Consider the following 19,949-nt stretch of genomic DNA (forward strand, 5'->3'; position numbering starts at 1 on the left):
CCATCACCCCGCTCGACTACATCTCCGTGCACGGCCCCCGGGCCGGCGACCGGATCCGGCTCGGCGACTCCGGGCTGATCGTCCGCGTCGAGTCCGACTCGCAGACCCCGGGCGACGAGTTCCTGGCCGGCTTCGGCAAGACCGCCCGCGACGGCCTGCACCTCAAGCCCGCCGCCGTCCGCGACACCTGCGACGTGGTGATCAGCAACGTCCTGGTGATCGACGCCGTCCAGGGCATCCGCAAGACCTCGATCGGCCTGATCGCCGGCCGGATCGCCTCCATCGGCCGGGCCGGCAACCCGGACACCATGGACGGCGTCGACGTGGTCGTCGGCACCGGGACGACGATCGTCTCCGGCGAGGGCATGATCGCCACCGCCGGCGCCATCGACACCCACGTCCACCTGCTGTCGCCGCGGATCATGGAGGCCTCGCTCGCCTCCGGCGTCACCACGATCATCGGCCAGGAGTTCGGCCCGGTCTGGGGCGTCGGCGTCAACTCGCCGTGGGCCCTGCGGCACGCCTTCAACGCCTTCGACGCCTGGCCGGTCAACATCGGCTTCCTCGGCCGCGGCTCCTCCTCCGACGAGGCCCCGCTGATCGAGGCCCTCGCCGAGGGCGGCGCCTCCGGCTTCAAGGTGCACGAGGACATGGGCGCCCACACTCGCGCCCTGGACACCGCGCTGCGGGTCGCCGAGGAGTACGACGTCCAGGTCGCCCTGCACACCGACGGCCTCAACGAGTGCCTGTCCGTCGAGGACACCCTCAAGGTGCTGGAGGGCCGGACCATCCACGCCTTCCACATCGAGGGCTGCGGCGGCGGCCACGTCCCCAACGTGCTCAAGATGGCGGGCGTGCCGAACGTCATCGGCTCCTCCACCAACCCCACCCTGCCGTTCGGCAGGGACGCGCTGGGCGAGCACTTCGACATGATCGTCTCCGCGCACGACCTCAAGACCGACCTGCCCGGCGACGCCGCGATGGCCCGCGACCGGATCCGGGCCGGCACGATGGGCGCCGAGGACGTGCTGCACGACCTGGGCGTCATCGGCATCACCTCCTCCGACGCCCAGGGCATGGGCCGGGCCGGCGAGACCGTGCGCCGCACCTTCGCCATGGCCGGCAAGATGAAGGCCGAGCTCGGCCCGCTCGACGGCGGCTTCGGGACCGTCGAGAGCGGTGACGACAACGAGCGCGTCCTGCGCTACGTCGCCAAGCTGACCATCAACCCCGCCATCGCCCACGGCCTGGCCCACGAGGTCGGCTCGATCGAGATCGGCAAGCTCGCCGACATCGTGCTGTGGCGCCCGGACCACTTCGGCGCCAAGCCGCAGCTGGTCCTCAAGGCGGGCTTCCCCGCCTACGGCGTGGTCGGCGACCCCAACGCCTCCACCGACCGCTGCGAGCCCCTCGTGCTGGGTCCGCAGTTCGGCGCGCACGGCGCCACCGCCGCCGACATCTCGGTCGCCTTCGTCGCCCAGGCCGCCGCCGACGGCGCCTACCTCGACCGCCCCGCCGACGGCCTGCCCACCCGGCGCCGGCGCGTCGGCGTCCGGGGAACCCGCGGCATCGGCCCGCGCGACATGGTGCGCAACGCCCGGGTCGGCCGCGTCGAGGTCACCGAGACCGGCCTGGTCTCGCTCGACGGCGCCCCGCTGCGCTCCGAGCCCGCCGACAGCGTCTCGCTCAGCCGCCTCTACTTCCTCTGACCCTCCCCCGCCCCACCGAAGGACGCCGCGATGACCACCCCCGCCCCCGCCTCGCTCGGCTACCGGATGCCCGCCGAGTGGCACCCGCACGACCGCACCTGGATGGCCTTCCCGACCGACAACCCGACCTTCGACACGCCCGAGCACCTGCACGCGGCGCGCGAGGCCTGGGCGAACGTCGCCAACACGATCGTGCGGTACGAGCCGGTCACCCTGGTCGTGAACACCGGTGAGACGGCGGAGGCCCGCAAGTACGTCGCCGACGCGGTCGAGATCGTCGAGCGGCCGCTGAACGACGCCTGGATGCGCGACATCGGCCCGACCTTCCTGATCGACGGCAAGGGCGGGGTGGCCGCCACCGACTGGATCTTCAACGGCTGGGGCGCGCAGTCCTGGGCCCGCTGGGACAAGGACCAGCACGTCGCCGAGCACATCGGCGAGCTGACCGGGGTCCAGCGCTTCGCCTCCAGGCTCATCAACGAGGGCGGCGGCATCCACGTCGACGGCGAGGGCACGGTGCTCGTCACCGAGACCGTCCAGCTCGGCGAGGGCCGCAACGCCGACTGGACCAAGGAGCAGGTCGAGGCCGAGCTGCACGCCTTCCTCGGCACCACCAAGGCGATCTGGCTGCCGCGCGGGCTCACCCGCGACTACGACGAGTTCGGCACCCGCGGCCACATCGACATCGTCGCCTCCTTCGTCCGCCCCGGCGTCGTCGTCGCCCACGTCCAGCCGGACCCGGCGCACCCCGACCACGAGGTGTGCCGGGAGCTGGTGGCGATCCTGCGGGCCTCCACCGACGCCCAGGGCCGCCCGCTGGAGGTCGTCGAGCTGCCCGCCCCCACCGTCCTGCTGGACGAGGAGGGCGAGCCGGTCGACTACTCGTACATCAACCACTACGTCGCCAACGGCGCCGTGGTGCTGTGCGCCTTCGACGACCCGCGCGACCAGGAGGCCGCCGCCGTCCTGGCCGAGGCCTACCCCGGCCGCACGGTCGAGCTGGTCGACGCCCGCGAGATCTTCGCCAACGGCGGCGGCATCCACTGCATCACCCAGCAGCAGCCGAAGGCCTGATCCCGGCCCGGTTCCTAGTGGTGGTACCTCCCCAGGTCGTCGGTGGTGAGTCCGTGGGAGCTGTGCATCGCGATCGAGCTGTAGGAGGAGCGGAGGGCCCGTAGCTGGGCCAGCCGCTCCTGCTCGGTCAGCAGGCCTTCGACGTTCTCGGTCGGGCCGTTGCGGCGCCGGTGCAGGTACACCGTCAGGCCGGTCACCAGGACGGCGACACCGGCGAACAGGGCGATCATCGTGGCCATCGGCCACCCCCTCGGGTCGGAAATCCCCCGGTCGGTACCCCGATCGGTACGTACCCGCAGGAGTGGGGCGTCGAAACGGCCGACGTCCCACTCCGTGGCCGCCCGGCCACGGCCGGTATCGTGAAGGCCCCCTTGAGCCCGGAGGAGCAGCACCGATGGCCGACGCCCGCCCGCGCCGACCGGCCCGCCCCCGCGAGGAGGTCTTCGCCACCGCGCGCGCCGCCATCGCCGAGCACGGGCTCGCCAAGCTCACCATGGCCGGCCTCGGCCGGCAGCTCCAGATGAGCGCCGGGCACCTGCTCTACTACTTCGGCAGCAAGGACCAGCTGCTGCTGGAGACCCTGCGGTGGAGCGAGGAGCAGCTCGGCGCCCGCCGCCGGGCGATGCTCGCCGACGGCGGTCGCGACGTGCGGCAGCGGCTGGCGGAGTACACCGGGCTGTACCTGCCGGAAGGCCCGGGGGACCCGCGCTGGATCCTCTGGGTCGAGGTGTGGGGCCGCTCCCCCGCCAGCGAGGAACTGCGGCAGGGGCAGCTGGAGATCGAGGCGCCCTGGCAGGCCGACCTGGTCGCGCTGATCGAGGAGGGCACCGCCGCCGCCCGGTTCGCCCCGGCCGACGCCACCGAGCGCGCCATCCAGATCCGCGCCCTGCTCGACGGCCTCGCCGTCCCGCTCGCCCTCGGCCTGCCCGGCGCCACCCGCTCCCGCGCCCACCACCTCGCCACCACCGCCTGCGGCACCCTGCTCGGCACCGTACCGGCCGCCTGACCCGGGCGAGGACCGCGGGCTACGGCCGCCCCGGATCGCTGAGCAGCTTGCGCCGTTCCCGGCGGTTGGGATGGCGGACGACCAGCCCCGCCATGCCGCCGGCCCCGGTGAGCCGGATCAGCGGGGTTCCCGGGAGCCGACCGGGAGTGGTCTTGTCCGTCAGGCCGCCGAGGCCGGGATCCACGCCGCCGGTGTCCGCGGCCCACGCGTCGGGGATGACGATCGTGACGCCGGCCATCTCCCCGTACGCCTCCACGACGATCTCCGTGCGGCGGCACTCGACCCGGGTGAAGTCGAGCTTCACGCCCCCGAGCCCTCCGTGGGCGATCACGTGCCCGGGAACCTCCCAGCGCCCGGGGCCGCGGGACGCTCCGGACATGCCGCCCTTGAGCACCAGCGGCGGTTCGCTCTCCGGAGGCTCCGGGCTGGGCAGATCGGCGGTCAGGACCGCCAACTCGCCGTGGGTCTTCGACTTCAGCGCCGCCTCCAGGCGCGCGTCCAGCTCGTCGAGGTCGATACGCCCCTCGGCTGCCGCATCGCGCAGCTGCTCCACCACTGCTTCGCGGTCGTCGTGGGAGGCGCGGATTTCTCCTGGCGGAACGGTGTGCGGAGAGGTCTCCGGAGGCTGGGCGGTCATGGCCACAAGAGTAGGCAGCCGACGGGCTACTCGGTCCAGATCGCGGCGGCGGTGCGGTCGTCGGCGTAGCCCTTGGCGCGGACCTGGACCTGGCGGAGGAAGTCGACGGTGCCCGGGGGGTGCGGGTGGGCCCAGTGGGAGGCCAGGAAGTGCGCGACCGCCGGCTCGTCGGCGATCGGGCGGGCCAGGCCGGGGGTGCAGAGCAGCAGGATGTCGCCCGGGGTCGCCGGGACCATCCGGAAGCGGAACGGGCGCGAGCCCGGTGCCGGGGTCTCCGGCGCCGGCGGCTGGCCGTCGGGCTGGTGCAGCAGCCGGGCCGCGTAGGCGTCGATCCAGTGACCGGACCGCAGCAGGTACAGGCCGCCCGGGCCGACCCCGAACGCCGCCCGGTAGCCGGCCGTCGGATCGAGCGAGACCAGCAGGCAGTGCAGCGAGGCCGGGGACGATTCGCCGTCCGCGGTGTCCGGGGTGTCCACGGCTTCCACGGCTTCCACAGCGTCTGCGGCGTCCACGGCGCTCTCCGGCGCCAGGGCCCGCAGCGGGGCGACGGAGCTCAGCGCAAGCCGCTGGAGGCCGTAGCGCAGCCGGTCACGGGCACCGTCGCGCAGGTCGGCGGCCAGGCTCTCGCGGCTGCGGCCGACCGCGCCGGCGAGCTGGCGGCAGGCCTCGGCGGCCGCGGTGGCGACCGCCTCGGCCGTGGGTCCCGCGTCGTCGAAGCCGCCGATCACGGCGAGCAGCAGGCCGTCCGCTCCCTCGCCGAACCGGGTCACCAGCAGCGAGTCCCGCCGGGTCTCGCCCCGGTGGCGGACGGAGTCACCCCGGACGGAGGCCGCCCGCAGGGTGGTGGCGCCGTACTGGGCGCCTTCCAGCACGGTGTCGGCGACGACGCCGCCCAGGGCGCCGGGGTCGGCCTCGGGGACGGCGGTGGGCTCGGGACCGTAGGTGGGCGGGCGCTCGCCCACGTGCGGCACGGTGGGCGCGGCCTCGGCCCGCCCGGGCCGGGCGGCCGGGCGCGGCGCGGGCGGCTCGGCGGCGGGCGGCTCGGGCTCGACGTCCTCGGCGACGGCCGGCTCCGGTTCGTCGGCCGGCTCCGGCTCCGGGGCCGGGGCCGGGGCCGGTTCCACGTGCGCCTCCGGGGCCGGTTCCGGTTCCGGCTCCGGTTCCGGTTCCGGTTCCGAGGCAGGGACGGGGTCGGGCGCCGGAGCCGACGCGGCCTCGGGCTTCGGGCGCGGTTCGGGCACCCGGGCGTCCGCCGCCCAGAACGGGGCGGGGAAGCGGCGCGTCTCGTCGGCCGCCGGAGCAGCGGTCACCGGCACCTCGGCCACCGGCACGTCGGCGGTCGGCACCTCGGCCACCGGCACCTCGACGGCCGGCGGCTGCGGGGCGATCACACCGGCGGCGGTGTCGAACCAGTCGTCGATGCTGTCCCGCTCCAGCACCTCCTCGCCGGCCGGGGCCACCGGCCCGGCTTCCGGCGTTCCCCCGGCCTCCGGCGCCGCCTCGGCCGGCGCCGTCTCCTCGGCGGGCGCGCTCCGCTGCTGCCCGATGAGGCCGGCCGCCGTCTCGAACCAGTCGTCGACGCTGCCCTCCCCCGACTCGGCGTCCGGGGTGTCGGGCAGGGTGCCGGCCGGGCCCGCGTAGACCGTGTCCCACCAGCCGTCGTCCGGCCGGTGCTGCTGCTGCGCGGGTGCACCCTGCTTGGTCATCTGGCGGCTCCTGGTCGCTGGCTCGACGTCATTGTCCCGAAGGGCCGGGGCGCTGTCCGGGTTTCGACGACAACCGAGCCCACATCGGCTGATATCGATCACCGGTTTCGCTGCCCGTTTCGTTTCTGTTTCTCCCGCAGTCGACCGAACCGCCCCGACCAGGGCGTTTCCGGGGCATTAGGAAGCCTCGGCCCTCGAAAATGAGGGCCGGGGAAAGGGCTCGCTTCACTCATTCGGCTGATTAAATGTGCGCATGACCGTGTCGGCCCCCAGCAACCCCCGACCGGGGAGGGCCGCACTCGTGGTCCGCCCGGTGGGCACGCTGTGGATCCTGCTGCTGGTCGGGCTGCTGATGGCACTGCCCTGCACGGCGCACGCCAAGGCGGTCACGGCCGAACGGCCGGGCCTCCCGGTGACCGTCCCGGCCGACCCCCCGGTGGGTCCCCCGTCCGGCGTGGCCGAAGTCCCGGCCGACGTCGAGGCCGGCGCCCCGGCCCAGCTCCACGGCTCCGCCGCCACCGGTCCGGCCACGGCGCCGCAGACCCTCGGCGACCGGATCCGCGCGGAGAGCCACCGGCACTGGACCTGGTGCTCGGTCGACGGCGATCCGCCGCACCGCAACAACGGCTGCTCCAGCCACCCGTACTGCGCCCAGGACGCCCAGCTCCCCAACCCGCCGCCGCAACCGCAACCCGCGGCGGCGCCTCTGACGGAAACCCCCGAGGCGCTGCCCCGGGTGGTGCCCGCCGGGCTGCTGGTCGGCCCGCACCCCGCGCCCGACCTGCACGAACTCCAAGTACACCGGTCCTGAGCGGAACCCGCCGCCGGGCCCTGCCCTCCCCCGCCGACCACCGTGTCACCGGGCGGGCGGGACCGACGGATCCGCACCTTCCCGTTCACTTCTTTCAGACCGCCGCGCCCGATGCGCGGTGGGGACTAGGACACCACATGGGTTCCGCCTCCAAGCAGACGCAGCCGAACAAGGCCCAGGGCAACAAGCCGAGCGCCAAGCAGGCGAGCAACGACCGCCGCGCCCGGATCGCCGAGCTGCGCGCCGCCGAGCAGCGCCGCGACCGTCGCAACAAGATCCTCGCCGGCTCGGTCGCCGGTGTGCTGGTGATCGCGGCGATAGCCACCGGCACCTGGATCGTGGTCGACGCCAACAAGGACAAGAAGGCCAAGGAGGCCGCCGCGGCGGCCCCGATCGACGGCGTGCAGACCTTCGGCGACCTGACCCGCAACCACGTCAAGGAGAAGGTCACCTACCCGCAGACCCCGCCGGTCGGCGGCGACCACAACGCGGTCTGGCTGGACTGCATGGGCACCGTCTACGACCAGCCGGTCGAGAACGAGCGCGCCGTCCACTCGCTGGAGCACGGCGCGGTCTGGGTGACCTACAACGGCAAGGCCACCCCGGACGACCTCAAGGTCCTCTCCGACAAGGTGAAGGCCACCCCGTACTCGCTGATGAGCCCGTACCCGGACGAGCAGGGCACCATCACCCTGAGCGCCTGGTCGACCCAGCTCACCGTGGACAGCGCGAGCGACCCCCGGGTGAACCAGTTCTTCACCAAGTACGTCCAGGGCAAGCAGACCCAGGAGCCCGGCGCCTCCTGCACGATGGGGTCGATGTGACCGCCGCCGAGGAGAACACGGAGCACTCCCCGGAGAGCGCCGACCACTCCGCGCAGGACGCGGACCGCGCGGCCGCGCGCCGGCGGATCTGGTGGCCGGCCGCGCTGGCCGCCGCGCTCGCCCTCGCGCTCGGTGTGCCGGCCCTGGTGGCGGGCGGCACCTCCGCCTCCGGGACGTCCTCGCTCAGTGTTCCGGCGGACGGCTCCCCGGAGGCCGGGTTCGCCCGCGACATGTCGACCCACCACCAGCAGGCGGTGGACCTGTCGTTCATCGTCCGCGACCGGACGTCGGACGAGCCGACCCGCACCCTGGCCTTCGACATCATCAACACCCAGGCCAACCAGCGCGGCATGATGATGGGCTGGCTCGACCAGTGGGGGCTCACCCAGCACTCCACGGCCAAGCCGATGGCCTGGATGACGGCGATGGGCGGCCACGGCCACGGCGCCGACTACCAGGCGCACGACGGCTCGCTGATGCCCGGTATGGCCACCAACGCGCAGCTCGCGAAGCTCCGTTCGCTGAGCGGCCGGGACGCCGAGGTGCTCTACCTGCAGCTGATGGTGGAGCACCACAAGGGCGGCGTGGAGATGGCCCAGGGCTACGTCGACATGGCGCACAACGACGCGGAGAAGCGGCTCGCGCAGTCGATGGTGGTCGGCCAGAGCTCGGAGGTCGAGCTGATGACCGACATGCTCAAGGAGCGCGGCGCCGCCCCGGGCGTGCCCGCCTCCTGAGGCACCGCGGCTCGCACGGCCGGGGCGGTGAACGGAACTCCGTTCACCGCCCCGGCCGTTGTCGTCCCCGCCGTCGTCCGCCCGCTCGGGCTCCTTCAGCGGCGCCGCACCGGCCGGGTGAGCGCCACGGCCAGGACCGCGACGGCGGCCAGCGCCAGCAGCACCGCCCGGCCGCCCAGCACCGGTCCGGCCAGGTGGACGCCCAGCACCGGCAGCGCGGTGCCGAGCGCCGTCCCGAGGCTGCGGGCCATGTTGACCATGCCGCCGCCGACCGCCGAGCACTCGGCCGGTATCGCCCGCATCACCAGGGCGTTGTTGGCGGGCAGCAGCACCCCGAGCCCCCAGCCGGCCGCCAGCAGCGGGAACGCCTGCGCCGTCGCGGGGGCACCCGCGACGGGCAGCAGCACGCAGCCCAGCAGCCCGGCACCCGCCAGGGCCGCGCCGAAGCGGCAGCGGGCGACGTCCGACCAGCCGCGCGGCAGCAGTGCGCCGCCGGCCGTCGCGGCCACCGCGAACGCGGCCGGCAGCAGGGTGATCAGCAGACCGACGCGCCCGGTCGGCAGGCCCGCCTCGGCGAGCAGCACCGGACCGAGCACCAGCGGGCAGAACAGCAGCAGGTAGCCGATCAGCGAGACGGCCAGGCCGGGGCGGACGCCGGGGGTGTTGACCAGTCCGGGGGCGAGGATGGGCCGGGTGGCCCGGCGCTCCTGGCGGACCAGGCCGAGCGCGCAGAGCACGGTGGCGAGCAGTAGTGCGGCCACGGCCCAGCCGGGCAGCGGCAGGCCGGAGGCGGCGGAGAGGGCGAGCAGCAGCGCGGTGGTGGAGGCGGCGAGCAGCAGCAGGCCGGCCAGGTCGAAGCGCCCGCCGTCCGGGTCGGGCCGGGTGGCCCCGCGCGGCCGGGGCACCGGACGGGTCGCCGGCTCGCTCAGCGGCCTGGTCAGTGGCCTGGTCAGCGGCCGGGCGTCCGGGCGGTGGGTGCGGGGCAGCAGGAACCAGCCGGCCAGGACGCCCAGCAGGGCGACCGGCACGTTGATCCAGAACACCCAGCGCCAGGAGGCGTGCTCCACCAGCAGCCCGCCGAGGCTCGGCCCGAGCGCCAGGCCGAGGCCCTGGGCGGCGGCCTGGATGCCGAGCGCCCGGCGCATCGCGTGCTCGGGGACGCCCCTGGCGACCAGCGCGACGCTGTTGGCCTGCATCATCGCGCCGCCGACGGCCTGGACGGCCCTGAGCGCGACCAGCGTGCCGAGGCCGTCGGCGAACCCGGCGCCGAGCGAGGCGAGACCGAAGACGGCGAACCCGCCGATGTACATCGTCTTGCGGCCGACCAGGTCCGACAGCCGGCCGACCGGCGCGAGCAGTGCCACCAGGACCAGCAGGTAGGCGAGCGCGACCCACTCGACGGCGGCGAAGCCCGTGCCGAAGTGGCGCTGGAGCGCCGGGTAGACGAGGGCGGTGACGCTGGCGGTCAGCTGCCCGAGGAAGGCGCCCAGGCAGACGGTGCCGACGGCGAGCCAGTGGGCGTGCCGCCAGCCGGCTATGCCGCGTGGCCGCGGACGCTCGGTGAGCAGCCCGGTGGTGAGCAGCCGGGAGGTGAGGGTCGACGCCGCGTTCATACGGCGAAATATATCGGATACAGATATGTTCTATCTACGATCTGATCGGCATGCGACCGGCCGCTCACGGAACGGGGTCGGTCGCCCACGACCCGTCCCCGGCGTTCGGGCACCGTCCCCACCAGGCGCTACGCTGTCGGCCATGCCGTCGTCACCGTCCGTTCCCGAACACGCCGTCGATCCGCAGGCCGTGGAGCCGGCGGCGATCGAGCGCGCCCGACGGCTCACCGACGCGGTCACCCGGCTCCGGCGGTCGCTGCGCAGCAGCATCCGCACCGACTACCCCTGGGAGTCCCTGCCGATGGCGCAGGTCGAACTCCTCCAGACGCTCGCCGCCGCCCCGCTGCGGGTCGGCGAGCTCGCCACCCGGCAGCGGCTCGCCCCCAACACCGTCAGCGGCCTGGTCGGCAAGCTGCTGGACGCCGGCTTCGTCGACCGCCAGGCCGACCCCGGGGACCGCCGCACCGCGCGGATCGCGCTCACCCCGGCCGGGCGGCGCCAGCTCGACGACTGGCAGCGGGCCCACGAACGGCGGATCGCCTCCGCCCTGGACACCCTCTCCCCCGCCGACCGGGACGCCGTGATGCACGCGCTGCCGGCCCTGGAGAACCTGGCCCGCGCGCTCGCCGAGCCTGCGGGCGGCTGACCGGCGGATCCCCCGGCGCGGAAATCGGGTACCCCACCGGGTGCCCGCCCGGCTACCGTCCCGTCATGGATCCCGCGCTGCTCCGCCTCGAACCCTGGACCGACACCGATCTCGCCCTGCTGCGCCTGGTCAACACCCCGGAGATGCGCAGGCACACCGGCGGCCCGGAGGACGAGGAGCGGATGCTCGTGCGGCACCGGCGCTACCTGGACTTCGTCCCCTCCGGCACCGGCTGCATGTACCGCGTCGTCCTGGAGCCGGAGGGCGTGGCGGTCGGCACCGTCGGCTACGCGGAGCGCGGTTGGCACGGCGACACCGTCTACGAGATGGGCTGGAACGTCCTGCCGCCGTACCAGGGCCGGGGCATCGCCGCGGTCGCGGCGCGGGCCGCCGTCGAGGTCGCCGCCCGCACCGGCCGCCACCGGTACCTGCACGCCTTCCCCTCGGTCGGCAACCCGGCCTCCAACGCGGTCTGCCGCCGGGCCGGCTTCGCCCTCCTCGGCGAGACCGACTTCGAGTTCCCGCCCGGCCGATGGATGCGCAGCAACGACTGGCGGGTGGACCTGCGGGCGCTCCCGGCGGACTGACCGGGAGCGTCCGGCGCGCGGAGCGGTTCGGCGGCGCAGCGGTCCGGCGGCGCAGCGGTCCGGCAGGTCAGAACAGCGAGGTGCCGTGCTCCAGGTCGAGCAGCCAGCGCTTGCGGTCGACGCCGGCGGCGAAGCCGGTGAGGGCGCCGTTGGCACCGAGGACGCGGTGGCAGGGGCGGATGATCAGCAGCGGGTTGGCGCCGACCGCCCCGCCCACCGCCCGCACCGCGCGCGGCGACTCGCCGGCCAGATCGGCGAGCTGCCCGTAGGTGACGGTCTCGCCGTAGGGGATCTTGTCGAGGGCGGCCCAGATCCGGCGGCGGAACTCGGTGCCGACGGGGGCGAGCTCCAGGTCGAAGGCGGTGCGCTCGCCCGCGAAGTACTCGGTGAGCTGGGTGACCGGCTCACCGAGCGCCTCCGGGTCGTGCACCCAGTCGTCGGCGGGCTCGGCGAGCGCGTACCGCTGGCCCGGGGCGGTGACGGTGGCCAGTCCGGCCGGGCCGCCGCCGTCCGGGACGACGCCGCTGAGCATCAGCCGGCCGAACGGGCTCTCCATGAAGGTGAAGACGGTGGTGCTCATGCTGCGGTGTTCTCCGTTCCGGTGCTGGGGTCGACGGCCGGGCCCGCCCAGAGGCGGTGCACGGCGTAGGAGCGCCAGGGGGCCCAGGCGCCGGCCGCGAGGGCGGCGGACTTCGGGTCCCCCGGGGCGCCGAGCCGGAGCAGTCCGTGCTTGACGCCGATGTCGCTCGGGAGGAAGACGTCGGGGTCGGCGAGGGCGCGCATCCGCAGGTAGCCGACGGTCCACGGGCCGATGCCGGGCAGGGCGAGCAGCCGCGCGGCCGCCTCCTCCCGGTCGACGCCGCCGTCGAGCCGGACGACGCCCTCGGCGAGGGCGGCGCACAGGCCGGTGAGGGCGCGGCGCCGGGCGGTCGGCATCGCGAAGTCCTCCGGGTCCGCGGTCGCCAGGGCGGCGGCGGTCGGGAAGAGCAGCCGCAGCCCTCCGCTGGGCTCGGGCAGCGCGGTGCCGTACTTCTCGGCGAGCCGGCCGGCCAGGGTACGGGCCGCGCCGACGGTGATCTGCTGGCCGAGGACGGCGCGCACGGCCAGTTCGTGCGGGTCGACGTGGCCCGGCGAGCGCAGCCCGGGCCGGGCCCGGACCAGCGGGCCGAGCAGCGGGTCGGCGCCGAGTTGCTCGTCGACCGCGACCGGGTCGGCGTCCAGGTCGAACAGGACGCGCAGGCGCTGGACGGAGGTCGGCAGGTCGCGCAGGTCGGTGAGCAGCAGCCGGCAGTCGAGCCAGCCACGGGTGGCCGGCTCACCGGGGGCGAGGCCGTCCACCTCGGCGATGCCGTGGCCGTACGGGAGCGCGAGGGTGCGGCGGTAGGTGCGCACCCCGGGGCGCGCACCGGGCACGACCTCCTCCACGCCGGGGACGGCGCGCAGGGCGAGGAAGTCGATGAGGTGGTCGCTGTCCAGGGCTCCCCGGTAGGCGAGCCGAAGGGCGAGACCGCCGGCCGGGGTGGCGGTGCGGCGGCCGGTCGCGACCTCGGCGCGCAGCCCGCTGGGGGTGCGGTCGTAGACCACCCGGACGGTGTCGTTGAACTGCCGCACGGAGGCGAAGCCGGCCGCGAACGCGATGTCGGTGACCGGCAGCTCGGTGGTCTGGAGCAGCAGCCGGGCGGTCTGGGCACGACGGGCGCGGGCGAGCGCGATCGGGCCGGCGCCGAGTTCGGCGGTGAGCTGGCGCTGGAGCTGCCGGGAGCTGTAGCCGAGGCGCTGGGCCAGGCCGGCCACGCCCTCGCGGTCCACGACGCCGTCGCCGATCAGCCGCATGGCCCGGCCGACCAGGTCGGCCCGGTGGTTCCACTCGGGCGAGCCGGGGACGGAGTCGGGGCGGCAGCGGCGGCAGGCCCGGAAGCCGGCGCTCTGCGCGGCGGCGGCGCTCGGGTAGAAGGTGCAGTTGACGCGCTTCGGGGTCACGGCCGGGCAGCTCGGCCGGCAGTAGATGCCGGTCGAGGTGACGGCCGTGAAGAAGACGCCGTCGAAGCGGGCGTCCCGGCTGTCCACGGCGCGGTACCGGATGTCGTCGTCGATCACGCTGTCCAGTCTGCGGCACCCGGCGGCCCGTGACTGGCGGGAATCGGACATGGGCGTCGCGGACCGGCCGACGGCGGGGAGAGCGGCCGGGCGGGCGGGCGGGTGGCCGGGCGGGAGGAAATTCGCGCGCCCGGGCGCCCTCCCGCCGGATAGCCTGCGCACGGCCAGCCCCCGAGCCCCCAGGAGCACGCGTGTCCGAGCAGCCCTACACCGGTGCCGGCGACCCGCGGGTCGCCGCGCTGCGGGTCGACGAGTTCGCCTTCCCCGGACCGCTGCGGGACCGGCTGGTCGGTGCCGTGCTCTCCGGCGCCAAGACCAGCACCACCGGCCTGCTGACCGAGTACGAGCGGGAGAGCGCCCCGCTGCCGCAGGCCGGCGCCCGCGGGGCGGTGGTCGACTCGGCCGGGCGGATCGTCGCGGTGATCGAGAACACCGAGGTCCGGGTCGTCCCGCTCGGCGAGGTCGACCTGCGGCACGCCCTGGACGAGGGCGAGGGGTACGCCTCGGTCGCCGAGTGGCGGGCCGGGCACGAGCGGTTCTGGCACAGCGCGGAGCTGCGCGCCTCGCTCGGCGACCCGGCCTTCACCGTCGACGACACCACGCCCGTCGTCCTGGAGCGCTTCCGGCTGGTGGCCGACTTCCGCTGACACCGTGTGCGCCGGGCTGCCGGCGGCGGGACGGGCGCCCCGCCGCCGGCGGCCGGAGTTCACCACTTCACGGTTCCCCCCGCCGCGCGCATCGTCTTGGTGAGGGTCTTCCACTTCTTCACCCGGGCCGAGGCCAGCCGGGCGTCCGAGCGGGAGGCGATCCACTCGTTCTCCCGCTGGAGCTTGCGGTAGCTCTCCATCCGGCGCTCCGGCAGCGAGCCGTCCGCGAGCGCCGCCCGCACCGCGCAGCCGGGCTCGCTGTCGTGGTTGCAGTCGTGGAAGCGGCACTGCCCGGCCAGCTCCTCGATGTCGGCGAAGGCCAGCGCCACGCCCTCGCCACCGTAGAGGCCGACCTCGCGGAGCCCGGGGGTGTCGATCAGCACCCCGCCGCCGGGCAGCAGGACGAGCTCGCGGGTGGTCGTGGTGTGCCGGCCCTTCTGGTCGCCGGAGCGGGCCTCCTGCACGGCCATCACGTCGACCCCGGCGAGCACGTTGGTCAGGGTGGACTTGCCGACGCCGGACTGCCCGAGCACCGCGGTGGTGCCCGGCGTGCAGGCGCGCAGCACGTCGATCCCCTCGCCGGTCTCGGCGCTGACGACCAGCACGGTGACGCCGGGCGCGGCGGCCTCGACGTCGGCCCGGATGAACTCGGCGTCGTCGACCAGGTCGGCCTTGGTGAGCACGACCACCGGCTCGGCGCCGGACTCCCAGGCGAGTGCGAGGAAGCGCTCGATCCGCCCGAGGTCGGGCTCGGCGGCGAGCGAGGCGGCGACCACCACGGTGTCGACGTTGGCAGCGAGCACCTGGCCGTCGGAGCGCTTGCCGGCGACCTTGCGGATGATCGCGGTGGACCGCGGCAGCAGCGCCGTGACCGCGGGCATGGGCAGTCCGGCCGAGAGGTCGACGGCGGCCCAGTCGCCGGTGCACGGGCAGTTGATCATGTCGGCGTCGCCGACCTGCCGGGTGTCGGCGCGGATGGTGCGCAGTTCGCCGCTCTCGGGGTCGGCGAGCACGGCGTCGCACTGGCCGCGGTCGACCCGGACGATCCGGGCGGCGACCAGCCCGGCCTCGGCGAGCGGCGCGAAGAGCTCGTCGAGCTCGGCCGTCCAGCCGTAGCCGACCAGCGGGGAGGAAAGATCAGAGGAAGACGGAACGGAGGCAGCGTTGAACAACGCAGTGGGCCCTTCGGGAGGAAAACGATCCCACCGGGCTGCTGCGGCTGCGTGCGCGAGTGGCTACGTCAGCCGGCGGCCGGCAGGGAGAGGTGGACGCGGGCGCTGCCCAGGGCAGCCGTCATGACAGTCGTGGTCACGGGGCTCACCTCCTGCTTTCTCTCCTCGGCGCGGCGCCGACGCCGCCCGAACCGGACGCTCACACGCTAGCGGCCCGGCCCCACCCTGCCAACCGGTTTTTCACCTGCGGATGTCCGCCCGAGGCGCGTCCCCGCCGCGACCGGCACCGGGTCCCCGCCGCGACCGGCACCGGGCTCAGCGCTCGTCCCACGGCGGGCGCGGCGGCCGGGTCGGCAGCGGGTACTCGGGAGGCGGGGCGGTCGGGCGGTCGCTGTCCGGCGAGGGCGGGACGGGACGGTGGTGCGGGCCGCCGCGGGCGGTGAGGCGGCCGCGGACGTTCTCGGCGGCCAGCACGTCGGCCCACCGCTCGGGGTACTCGGAGGGCACGTCGCCGTCCTCGCCCTCGTCGTCCCCGTACTCCTCCTCGCCGCCCTCGGCGAGGCCCAGTTCGCGCGCCCGGCGGGCCCGCTCGACGGCGCGCCGGGCGGCCACCTCGCGGACCACCGCGGCGGCCGCCGCCTCGTGGGCGCGCTCGTTCTCGGCGCGGGCGTCGGCGGTCTCCAGGGTGGGCCAGCGGCGGTCTATGGCCGCGTTCATGGCCGCGCCGATGAGCACCGCGAGCGCCACCACGAAGATCCACAGCAGCACGGCCACCGGCGCGGCCAGCGAGCCGTACACCGAGTGGCCCTCGATCGAGCTGACCAGGTAGAGCCGGAGCGCCACGCTGCAGAACACCAGCACCACCAGGGCGACCAGCGCGCCCGGGATGTCCTCGCGCCAGGGCGTGGAGACCGGGACCGCCAGGTGGTACAGGGTGGTCAGCGAGACGATCAGCAGCAGGATCGCGAACGGCCAGTAGGCGGCGCTGAGCAGCCAGGCGCTCTCCGGCACGGCGTTGGTCACCAGCTCGGGGCCGGCCATCAGCAGCGGCAGCACCAGCGAGCCGATCACCAGCGCGCCGAGGTAGAGGCCGAGCGACAGCAGCCGGGTCTTGACGATGCCGCGCCGCCCGTCCAGCCCGTACATCACGGTGATGGTGTCGATGAAGATGTAGAGCGCCCGGGATCCGGACCACAGCGACAGCAGGAAGCCGATCGAGATCAGGTCGGGCCGGGCCTGGTCGAAGACCTGGCCCAGCAGCGGCTGGACCACCTGCGTGATGGAGGAGTCCGAGAGGACCGTGCCGGCCGCCTTGACGATGTCGGCCTTCAGCTTGTCGATGGTGCCGGCCTCGACGAAGTCGTCCAGGTAGCCGAGCGTGCCGGCCAGACAGAGCAGCAGCGGCGGGATGGAGAGCAGGGTGAAGAACGCCGCCTCCGCCGCGAGGCCGGTGACCCGGTACTCGACACAGGTGTTGGTGGTGTCCTTGACCAGGGCCCAGCCGGTGGTCCGCCAGGCGGCCTGCCTGGCCGCCCGCCTGCGCCGGGAGCCCTTGCCCCGACGACGGGAGGGCCGCTCGGGGTTCGGCCTGGTCGTTTCGCCTGCTGCTTGCACAGGGGTAACGGTATCGGGCCGGGGCCCGTCGACCGATCTCCCGGGGTCCGGGCACCGTTCGGGGGTCCTGCGGGGCCCCCGTCGGCAGGAGCGGCGGGAACGCTCCGACATCTCACGATCCGAAACCCAGGCATCCAGAATACGGACGTTAGTGGACCGCGAGTCGTGCGCCGTGCGAATCTCTTGCCATGCCGAGCGCCGGAACCCCCCTAGTAGGTCGACTGCACGTCGATCTCCTTCGCGTGTCCAGCGCCATCTGTCCGGTGACCTGAGCCCGATCCCGCCGCCTCCCACCGCACCCGGCGCCACCTTCCCCGCCATCCCCGCCGAAGCGGATGCGCAGGCGCCCGCCCGGCCACCGCGACTGCTCTCCAGCCCTGAGGAATCCGCAGGTCACAGCAGTACCGCACCGCCGAGCACGCCCAGCGACCAACCCGGCGTCAGAGCCACCTGCCCCGAAGGACTTCACCATGGCCACCACCCCCGAGACCGCCGAGCCCCCGGCCGACCGCGCCCCCGCGCGCCGCCCCGCCGCCGCTCGCAAGGTGACCCGTCACCGCGGCGAGGGCCAGTGGGGCATGGGCCACTTCACTCCTCTGAACGCCAACGAGCAGTTCAAGAAGGACGACGACGGTCTCAATGTGCGGACACGTATTGAGACGATCTACGCGCACCGGGGCTTCGACTCGATCGACCCGGCCGACCTGCGCGGCCGGATGCGCTGGTGGGGTCTGTACACCCAGCGCAAGGAGGGCATCGACGGCGGCAAGACCGCGATCCTGGATCCGCACGAGCTCGACGCCGAGTACTTCATGCTCCGCGTCCGCATCGACGGCGGCCGGCTGACGGTCGCCCAGTTGCGCGCCGTCGCCGAGGTCTCCGAGCAGTACGGCCGCAACACCGCCGACCTGACCGACCGCCAGAACATCCAGTACCACTGGATCCGGATCGAGGACGTCCCGGCGATCTGGCAGAAGCTGGAGGCCGTCGGCCTGTCCACCACCGAGGCCTGCGGCGACACCCCGCGCGTCATCCTCGGCTCCCCGGTGGCCGGCATCGCCGAGGACGAGATCATCGACGGCACCCCCGCCATCGAGGAGATCCAGCGGCGCTTCATCGGCAACAAGGACTTCTCCAACCTGCCGCGCAAGTTCAAGTCCGCCGTCTCCGGCTCCCCGCTGCTGGACGTCGCCCACGAGATCAACGACGTCGCCTTCGTCGGCGTGGTCCACCCCGAGCACGGCCCCGGCTTCGACCTCTGGGTCGGCGGCGGCCTGTCCACCAACCCGAAGCTCGGCGTCCGGCTCGGCGCCTGGGTCCCGCTGGACGAGGTCGCCGACGTCTACGGCGGCGTCATCGGCATCTTCCGCGACTACGGCTACCGCCGCCTGCGCAACCGCGCCCGGCTGAAGTTCCTGGTCGCCGACTGGGGCACCGAGAAGTTCCGCCAGGTGCTGGAGGACGAGTACCTCAAGTACAAGCTGGTCGACGGTCCCGCCCCGCAGCAGCCCGCCGGCCGCTGGCGCGACCACGTCGGCGTGCACCGGCAGAAGGACGGCAACTACTACGTGGGCTTCGCGCCGCGGGTCGGCCGGGTCGACGGCGCGCTGCTCGGGAAGATCGCCGACCTCGCCGAGGCGCACGGCAGCGACCGGCTGCGCACCACCGCCGAGCAGAAGATGATCGTCCTCGACGTCCCCGAGGACCGGGTCGAGTCGCTGGTGGCCGGCCTGGAGGCGCTGGACCTGCGGGTCACCCCCTCGCCGTTCCGCCGCGGCACGATGGCCTGCACCGGCATCGAGTACTGCAAGCTCGCCATCGTCGAGACCAAGGAGCGCGGCCGCACCCTCATCGACGAGATGGAGAAGCGGCTGCCCGACTTCGACGAGCCGCTGACCATCAACATCAACGGCTGCCCGAACGCCTGCGCCCGCATCCAGGTCGCAGACATCGGTCTCAAGGGTCAGCTGGTGACGGACGAGCAGGGCAACCAGGTGGAGGGCTACCAGGTGCACCTGGGCGGCGCGCTCGGCCTGGAGGCCGGCTTCGGCCGCAAGGTCCGCGGCCTCAAGGTCACCAGCGAGGGCCTGCCCGACTACGTCGAGCGGGTGCTGACCCGGTACCGGGAGGACCGCTCCGAGGGCGAGCGCTTCGCCCAGTGGGCGGCCCGGGCCGACGAGGAGCAGCTGTCGTGAGTGAGCGTGCGGCCCCCTTCTTCTGCCCCTACTGCGGGGACGAGGACCTGCGCCCCTCGGAGGCCGGGCACGGCGCCTGGGAATGCCACGGGTGCCGCCGGGCCTTCCAGCTGAAGTTCCTCGGCCTGCTGTCACCGACCAACGGGGGAAACCAGAGTGACCGGCACGACGACTGACCACGAGGAGCTGGCCACCCGGGCCGGCCGCGAACTGGAGGAGGCCACCCCGCAGGAGATCCTGCGCTGGGCGGCCGACGCCTTCGGCAAGCGCTTCTGCGTCACCTCCTCGATGGAGGACGCGGTCGTCGCCCACCTGGCCGCCTCGGTCTTCCCCGGCGTGGACGTGGTCTTCCTGGACACCGGCTACCACTTCCCCGAGACCATCGGCACCCGGGACGCGGTGGCGGCGACCATGCCGGTCAACGTCATCACGCTCACCCCGGCGCTGACGGTGGCCGAGCAGGACGCCCGGTACGGGCCGCGGCTGCACGACCGCGACCCCGACCTGTGCTGCTCGCTGCGGAAGGTCGAGCCGCTCAACCGCGGCCTCGGCGGCTACGACGCCTGGGCCACCGGGCTGCGCCGCGACGAGTCCCCGACCCGCGCGAACACCCCGGTGGTCGCCTGGGACGCCCGGCGCCGCAAGGTCAAGATCGCCCCGATCGCCCGCTGGACGCAGGAGGACGTGGACGCCTACGTCAACGCCAACGGCGTGCTGCTCAACCCGCTGCTGTGGGAGGGCTACACCTCCGTCGGCTGCTCCCCGCTCTCCTGCACCCGCAAGCCGGGCGAGGGCGAGGACGCCCGGGCCGGCCGCTGGTCCGGCTCCGGCAAGACCGAGTGCGGCATCCACCTCTAGCCGCTCGACCCGAACA

The 19,949-nt window shown here is 74.3% G+C and carries 21 protein-coding genes; 13 read left to right on the top strand and 8 right to left on the bottom strand.

The genetic code is table 11. The features are described from left to right. Nucleotides 1–2: 2 nt before the first annotated feature. Together ABZW10_RS15260 and ABZW10_RS15265 are read left to right on the top strand one after the other, a co-directional pair. Nucleotides 3–1,709 carry an urease subunit alpha gene (locus tag ABZW10_RS15260; RefSeq protein ID WP_355364832.1) on the top strand — a complete coding sequence of 569 codons (1,707 nt, stop codon included), beginning with the start codon at nt 3–5 and terminating at the stop codon, nt 1,707–1,709. A gap of 30 nt (nt 1,710–1,739) precedes the next feature. Further along, complete coding sequence (locus ABZW10_RS15265; protein WP_355364590.1) at nt 1,740–2,783, top strand: agmatine deiminase family protein; 1,044 nt, start codon at nt 1,740–1,742, stop codon at nt 2,781–2,783. A gap of 14 nt (nt 2,784–2,797) precedes the next feature. Here the strand turns inward: ABZW10_RS15265 and ABZW10_RS15270 are convergent, their stop codons facing one another. After that, a complete protein-coding gene (locus tag ABZW10_RS15270; protein WP_355364593.1) occupies nt 2,798–3,022 on the bottom strand; it encodes a hypothetical protein in 225 nt (74 codons plus the stop codon). 155 nt (nt 3,023–3,177) lie between these two features. Between ABZW10_RS15270 and ABZW10_RS15275 the strand changes: the two genes are divergently transcribed. Then, the gene (locus ABZW10_RS15275) at nt 3,178–3,789 is read left to right on the top strand and encodes a TetR/AcrR family transcriptional regulator (RefSeq protein WP_355364596.1); all 612 of its coding nucleotides are present in this window, start codon (nt 3,178–3,180) and stop codon (nt 3,787–3,789) included. 19 nt (nt 3,790–3,808) lie between these two features. Here ABZW10_RS15275 and ABZW10_RS15280 read toward each other — a convergent pair whose 3' ends face one another. Both ABZW10_RS15280 and ABZW10_RS15285 read right to left on the bottom strand, forming a co-directional pair. Then, nucleotides 3,809–4,426, bottom strand: coding sequence for a DUF1707 domain-containing protein (locus ABZW10_RS15280; protein WP_355364599.1), 618 nt, complete (start codon nt 4,424–4,426; stop codon nt 3,809–3,811). Between the two features lie 26 nt (nt 4,427–4,452). Continuing rightward, nucleotides 4,453–6,132 carry a protein phosphatase 2C domain-containing protein gene (locus ABZW10_RS15285; RefSeq protein WP_355364602.1) on the bottom strand — a complete coding sequence of 560 codons (1,680 nt, stop codon included), beginning with the start codon at nt 6,130–6,132 and terminating at the stop codon, nt 4,453–4,455. 253 nt (nt 6,133–6,385) lie between these two features. Here ABZW10_RS15285 and ABZW10_RS15290 point away from each other — a divergent pair, with 253 nt between their 5' ends. The 3 genes from ABZW10_RS15290 (at nt 6,386) to ABZW10_RS15300 (ending at nt 8,504) form a co-directional block, all read left to right on the top strand. Next, complete coding sequence (locus ABZW10_RS15290) at nt 6,386–6,943, top strand: hypothetical protein (RefSeq protein WP_355364605.1); 558 nt, start codon at nt 6,386–6,388, stop codon at nt 6,941–6,943. Between the two features lie 137 nt (nt 6,944–7,080). Next, nucleotides 7,081–7,767: a DUF3105 domain-containing protein gene (locus tag ABZW10_RS15295; protein WP_355364608.1), complete on the top strand. Its 687-nt coding sequence runs from the start codon at nt 7,081–7,083 to the stop codon at nt 7,765–7,767. A gap of 134 nt (nt 7,768–7,901) precedes the next feature. After that, on the top strand, nt 7,902–8,504 hold the full coding sequence (locus ABZW10_RS15300; protein ID WP_355364835.1) for a DUF305 domain-containing protein: 603 nt from the start codon (nt 7,902–7,904) through the stop codon (nt 8,502–8,504). A 95-nt stretch (nt 8,505–8,599) separates the two neighbouring features. Here the strand turns inward: ABZW10_RS15300 and ABZW10_RS15305 are convergent, their stop codons facing one another. Beyond that, the gene (locus ABZW10_RS15305; protein ID WP_355364611.1) at nt 8,600–10,117 is read right to left on the bottom strand and encodes an MFS transporter; all 1,518 of its coding nucleotides are present in this window, start codon (nt 10,115–10,117) and stop codon (nt 8,600–8,602) included. Nucleotides 10,118–10,259: 142 nt separating this feature from the next. Between ABZW10_RS15305 and ABZW10_RS15310 the strand changes: the two genes are divergently transcribed. Next, nucleotides 10,260–10,763 (top strand): MarR family transcriptional regulator, encoded by a 504-nt coding sequence (locus ABZW10_RS15310; protein ID WP_355364614.1) that lies wholly within the window; start codon nt 10,260–10,262, stop codon nt 10,761–10,763. Between the two features lie 65 nt (nt 10,764–10,828). Continuing rightward, entirely contained in the window at nt 10,829–11,350 is a 522-nt protein-coding gene (locus ABZW10_RS15315; RefSeq protein ID WP_355364617.1) for a GNAT family N-acetyltransferase, read from the top strand. 67 nt (nt 11,351–11,417) lie between these two features. Here the strand turns inward: ABZW10_RS15315 and ABZW10_RS15320 are convergent, their stop codons facing one another. Together ABZW10_RS15320 and ABZW10_RS15325 are read right to left on the bottom strand one after the other, a co-directional pair. Next, nucleotides 11,418–11,930: a methylated-DNA--[protein]-cysteine S-methyltransferase gene (locus tag ABZW10_RS15320; protein WP_355364620.1), complete on the bottom strand. Its 513-nt coding sequence runs from the start codon at nt 11,928–11,930 to the stop codon at nt 11,418–11,420. Next, nucleotides 11,927–13,498, bottom strand: coding sequence for an AlkA N-terminal domain-containing protein (locus ABZW10_RS15325; RefSeq protein WP_355364623.1), 1,572 nt, complete (start codon nt 13,496–13,498; stop codon nt 11,927–11,929). Before ABZW10_RS15325 ends, ABZW10_RS15320 begins: the two co-directional genes overlap by 4 nt. 188 nt (nt 13,499–13,686) lie before the next feature. Between ABZW10_RS15325 and ABZW10_RS15330 the strand changes: the two genes are divergently transcribed. Beyond that, complete coding sequence (locus tag ABZW10_RS15330) at nt 13,687–14,094, top strand: ASCH domain-containing protein (protein WP_355364838.1); 408 nt, start codon at nt 13,687–13,689, stop codon at nt 14,092–14,094. 59 nt (nt 14,095–14,153) lie between these two features. On the opposite strand, the gene rsgA is transcribed toward ABZW10_RS15330, so the two are convergent. Continuing rightward, a complete protein-coding gene (rsgA, locus tag ABZW10_RS15335; RefSeq protein WP_355364626.1) occupies nt 14,154–15,266 on the bottom strand; it encodes a ribosome small subunit-dependent GTPase A in 1,113 nt (370 codons plus the stop codon). Nucleotides 15,267–15,581: 315 nt separating this feature from the next. Continuing rightward, nucleotides 15,582–16,880, bottom strand: coding sequence for a YihY/virulence factor BrkB family protein (locus tag ABZW10_RS15340; protein WP_355364629.1), 1,299 nt, complete (start codon nt 16,878–16,880; stop codon nt 15,582–15,584). A 188-nt stretch (nt 16,881–17,068) separates the two neighbouring features. On the opposite strand from ABZW10_RS15340, the gene ABZW10_RS15345 reads away from it, so the two are divergent. From ABZW10_RS15345 to ABZW10_RS15360, 4 genes are all read left to right on the top strand, one after another. After that, a complete protein-coding gene (locus ABZW10_RS15345; protein ID WP_355364841.1) occupies nt 17,069–17,152 on the top strand; it encodes a putative leader peptide in 84 nt (27 codons plus the stop codon). 198 nt (nt 17,153–17,350) lie between these two features. Then, nucleotides 17,351–19,075, top strand: a complete 1,725-nt coding sequence (locus tag ABZW10_RS15350) for a nitrite/sulfite reductase (RefSeq protein WP_355364632.1) — start codon at nt 17,351–17,353, stop codon at nt 19,073–19,075. Then, a complete protein-coding gene (locus ABZW10_RS15355; protein ID WP_350543785.1) occupies nt 19,072–19,251 on the top strand; it encodes a hypothetical protein in 180 nt (59 codons plus the stop codon). Before ABZW10_RS15350 ends, ABZW10_RS15355 begins: the two co-directional genes overlap by 4 nt. Then, on the top strand, nt 19,232–19,933 hold the full coding sequence (locus tag ABZW10_RS15360; protein ID WP_355364637.1) for a phosphoadenylyl-sulfate reductase: 702 nt from the start codon (nt 19,232–19,234) through the stop codon (nt 19,931–19,933). The genes ABZW10_RS15355 and ABZW10_RS15360 overlap by 20 nt, the downstream gene beginning before the upstream one ends. Nucleotides 19,934–19,949: the final 16 nt, after the last annotated feature.

The organism is Kitasatospora sp. NPDC004723 (assembly GCF_040609255.1).
In the GTDB taxonomy this organism is placed as follows: domain Bacteria; phylum Actinomycetota; class Actinomycetes; order Streptomycetales; family Streptomycetaceae; genus Kitasatospora.

Excerpts from the sequence above, each read along its gene's own strand:
- ABZW10_RS15265 (WP_355364590.1), top strand. The coding sequence starts at position 1,740 with ATGACCACCCCCGCCCCCGCCTCGCTCGGCTACCGGATGCCCGCCGAG.
- ABZW10_RS15285 (WP_355364602.1), bottom strand. The coding sequence starts at position 6,132 with ATGACCAAGCAGGGTGCACCCGCGCAGCAGCAGCACCGGCCGGACGAC.
- ABZW10_RS15350 (WP_355364632.1), top strand. The coding sequence starts at position 17,351 with ATGGCCACCACCCCCGAGACCGCCGAGCCCCCGGCCGACCGCGCCCCC.
- ABZW10_RS15280 (WP_355364599.1), bottom strand. The coding sequence starts at position 4,426 with ATGACCGCCCAGCCTCCGGAGACCTCTCCGCACACCGTTCCGCCAGGA.
- ABZW10_RS15325 (WP_355364623.1), bottom strand. The coding sequence starts at position 13,498 with ATGTCCGATTCCCGCCAGTCACGGGCCGCCGGGTGCCGCAGACTGGAC.
- ABZW10_RS15270 (WP_355364593.1), bottom strand. The coding sequence starts at position 3,022 with ATGGCCACGATGATCGCCCTGTTCGCCGGTGTCGCCGTCCTGGTGACC.
- ABZW10_RS15315 (WP_355364617.1), top strand. The coding sequence starts at position 10,829 with ATGGATCCCGCGCTGCTCCGCCTCGAACCCTGGACCGACACCGATCTC.
- ABZW10_RS15310 (WP_355364614.1), top strand. The coding sequence starts at position 10,260 with ATGCCGTCGTCACCGTCCGTTCCCGAACACGCCGTCGATCCGCAGGCC.
- ABZW10_RS15345 (WP_355364841.1), top strand. The coding sequence starts at position 17,069 with ATGCCGAGCGCCGGAACCCCCCTAGTAGGTCGACTGCACGTCGATCTC.
- ABZW10_RS15290 (WP_355364605.1), top strand. The coding sequence starts at position 6,386 with ATGACCGTGTCGGCCCCCAGCAACCCCCGACCGGGGAGGGCCGCACTC.
- ABZW10_RS15275 (WP_355364596.1), top strand. The coding sequence starts at position 3,178 with ATGGCCGACGCCCGCCCGCGCCGACCGGCCCGCCCCCGCGAGGAGGTC.
- ABZW10_RS15320 (WP_355364620.1), bottom strand. The coding sequence starts at position 11,930 with ATGAGCACCACCGTCTTCACCTTCATGGAGAGCCCGTTCGGCCGGCTG.
- ABZW10_RS15295 (WP_355364608.1), top strand. The coding sequence starts at position 7,081 with ATGGGTTCCGCCTCCAAGCAGACGCAGCCGAACAAGGCCCAGGGCAAC.
- ABZW10_RS15305 (WP_355364611.1), bottom strand. The coding sequence starts at position 10,117 with ATGAACGCGGCGTCGACCCTCACCTCCCGGCTGCTCACCACCGGGCTG.